Here is a 3,078-nt window from a genome sequence, read left to right as displayed (position 1 = left end):
CAAATTGCTTGGGTGTTATATGGTCAAGCCTCACGGGCAATTAGTATTGGTTAGCTCAACGCCTCACAGCGCTTACACACCCAACCTATCAACGTCGTAGTCTTCGACGGCCCTTCAGGGGACTCAAGGTCCCAGTGAGATCTCATCTTGAGGCAAGTTTCCCGCTTAGATGCTTTCAGCGGTTATCTTTTCCGAACATAGCTACCCGGCAATGCCACTGGCGTGACAACCGGAACACCAGAGGTTCGTCCACTCCGGTCCTCTCGTACTAGGAGCAGCCCCTCTCAAATCTCAAACGTCCACGGCAGATAGGGACCGAACTGTCTCACGACGTTCTAAACCCAGCTCGCGTACCACTTTAAATGGCGAACAGCCATACCCTTGGGACCGGCTTCAGCCCCAGGATGTGATGAGCCGACATCGAGGTGCCAAACACCGCCGTCGATATGAACTCTTGGGCGGTATCAGCCTGTTATCCCCGGAGTACCTTTTATCCGTTGAGCGATGGCCCTTCCATACAGAACCACCGGATCACTAAGACCTACTTTCGTACCTGCTCGACGTGTCTGTCTCGCAGTCAAGCGCGCTTTTGCCTTTATACTCTACGACCGATTTCCGACCGGTCTGAGCGCACCTTCGTACTCCTCCGTTACTCTTTAGGAGGAGACCGCCCCAGTCAAACTACCCACCATACACTGTCCTCGATCCGGATAACGGACCTGAGTTAGAACCTCAAAGTTGCCAGGGTGGTATTTCAAGGATGGCTCCACGCGAACTGGCGTCCACGCTTCAAAGCCTCCCACCTATCCTACACAAGCAAATTCAAAGTCCAGTGCAAAGCTATAGTAAAGGTTCACGGGGTCTTTCCGTCTAGCCGCGGATACACTGCATCTTCACAGCGATTTCAATTTCACTGAGTCTCGGGTGGAGACAGCGCCGCCATCGTTACGCCATTCGTGCAGGTCGGAACTTACCCGACAAGGAATTTCGCTACCTTAGGACCGTTATAGTTACGGCCGCCGTTTACCGGGGCTTCGATCAAGAGCTTCGCGTTAGCTAACCCCATCAATTAACCTTCCGGCACCGGGCAGGCGTCACACCCTATACGTCCACTTTCGTGTTTGCAGAGTGCTGTGTTTTTAATAAACAGTCGCAGCGGCCTGGTATCTTCGACCGGCGTGGGCTTACGGAGCAAGTCCTTCACCCTCACCGGCGCACCTTCTCCCGAAGTTACGGTGCCATTTTGCCTAGTTCCTTCACCCGAGTTCTCTCAAGCGCCTTGGTATTCTCTACCCAACCACCTGTGTCGGTTTGGGGTACGGTTCCTGGTTACCTGAAGCTTAGAAGCTTTTCTTGGAAGCATGGCATCAACCACTTCGTGTTCCAAAGGAACACTCGTCATCAGCTCTCGGCCTTAGAATCCCGGATTTACCTAAGATTCCAGCCTACCACCTTAAACTTGGACAACCAACGCCAAGCTGGCCTAGCCTTCTCCGTCCCTCCATCGCAATAACCAGAAGTACAGGAATATTAACCTGTTTTCCATCGACTACGCTTTTCAGCCTCGCCTTAGGGACCGACTAACCCTGCGTCGATTAACGTTGCGCAGGAAACCTTGGTCTTTCGGCGTGGGTGTTTTTCACACCCATTGTCGTTACTCATGTCAGCATTCGCACTTCTGATACCTCCAGCAAGCTTCTCAACTCACCTTCACAGGCTTACAGAACGCTCCTCTACCGCATCATCCGAAGATGATACCCGTAGCTTCGGTGTATGGTTTGAGCCCCGTTACATCTTCCGCGCAGGCCGACTCGACTAGTGAGCTATTACGCTTTCTTTAAAGGGTGGCTGCTTCTAAGCCAACCTCCTAGCTGTCTAAGCCTTCCCACATCGTTTCCCACTTAACCATAACTTTGGGACCTTAGCTGACGGTCTGGGTTGTTTCCCTTTTCACGACGGACGTTAGCACCCGCCGTGTGTCTCCCATGCTCGGCACTTGTAGGTATTCGGAGTTTGCATCGGTTTGGTAAGTCGGGATGACCCCCTAGCCGAAACAGTGCTCTACCCCCTACAGTGATACATGAGGCGCTACCTAAATAGCTTTCGAGGAGAACCAGCTATCTCCGAGCTTGATTAGCCTTTCACTCCGATCCACAGGTCATCCGCTAACTTTTCAACGGTAGTCGGTTCGGTCCTCCAGTCAGTGTTACCTAACCTTCAACCTGCCCATGGATAGATCGCCCGGTTTCGGGTCTATTCCCAGCGACTAGACGCCCTATTAAGACTCGCTTTCGCTACGCCTCCCCTATTCGGTTAAGCTCGCCACTGAAAATAAGTCGCTGACCCATTATACAAAAGGTACGCAGTCACCCAACAAAGTGGGCTCCCACTGCTTGTACGCATACGGTTTCAGGATCTATTTCACTCCCCTCTCCGGGGTTCTTTTCGCCTTTCCCTCACGGTACTAGTTCACTATCGGTCAGTCAGTAGTATTTAGCCTTGGAGGATGGTCCCCCCATATTCAGACAAAGTTTCTCGTGCTCCGTCCTACTCGATTTCATGACCAAGAGATTTTCGCGTACAGGGCTATCACCCACTATGGCCGCACTTTCCAGAGCGTTCCGCTAATCTCAAAGCCACTTAAGGGCTAGTCCCCGTTCGCTCGCCACTACTAAGGGAATCTCGGTTGATTTCTTTTCCTCAGGGTACTTAGATGTTTCAGTTCCCCTGGTTCGCCTCTTGCACCTATGTATTCAGTACAAGATAACCATCTTATGATGGCTGGGTTCCCCCATTCAGACATCTCCGGATCAAAGTCTGTTTGCCGACTCCCCGAAGCTTTTCGCAGGCTACCACGTCTTTCATCGCCTCTGACTGCCAAGGCATCCACCGTATGCGCTTCTTCACTTGACCATATAACCCCAAGCAATCTGGTTATACTATGAAGACGACATTCGCCGAAAATTCGAATTTCTCAACTAAGAGAACTCACAAATTTTACCTTAGCCTGATCCGTTACCAGTGAAAGTAACGTTCAGTCTATCTTTCTATCACATACCCAAATTTTTAAAGAACGAA

The 3,078-nt window shown here is 51.2% G+C and carries 1 rRNA gene; it reads right to left on the bottom strand.

Annotated features, from left to right (window positions below):
• Positions 1–19: 19 nt before the first annotated feature.
• Positions 20–2,913: ribosomal RNA gene (locus AC1RS8_RS27985) — 23S ribosomal RNA — on the bottom strand.
• Between the last annotated feature and the right edge of the window lie 165 nt (positions 2,914–3,078).

Source organism: Pseudomonas sp. GW821-FHT12A04, assembly GCF_058807755.1.
Note: the sequence above shows the minus strand (reverse complement) of the source record. Positions and strands in the feature narration are given on the sequence as shown.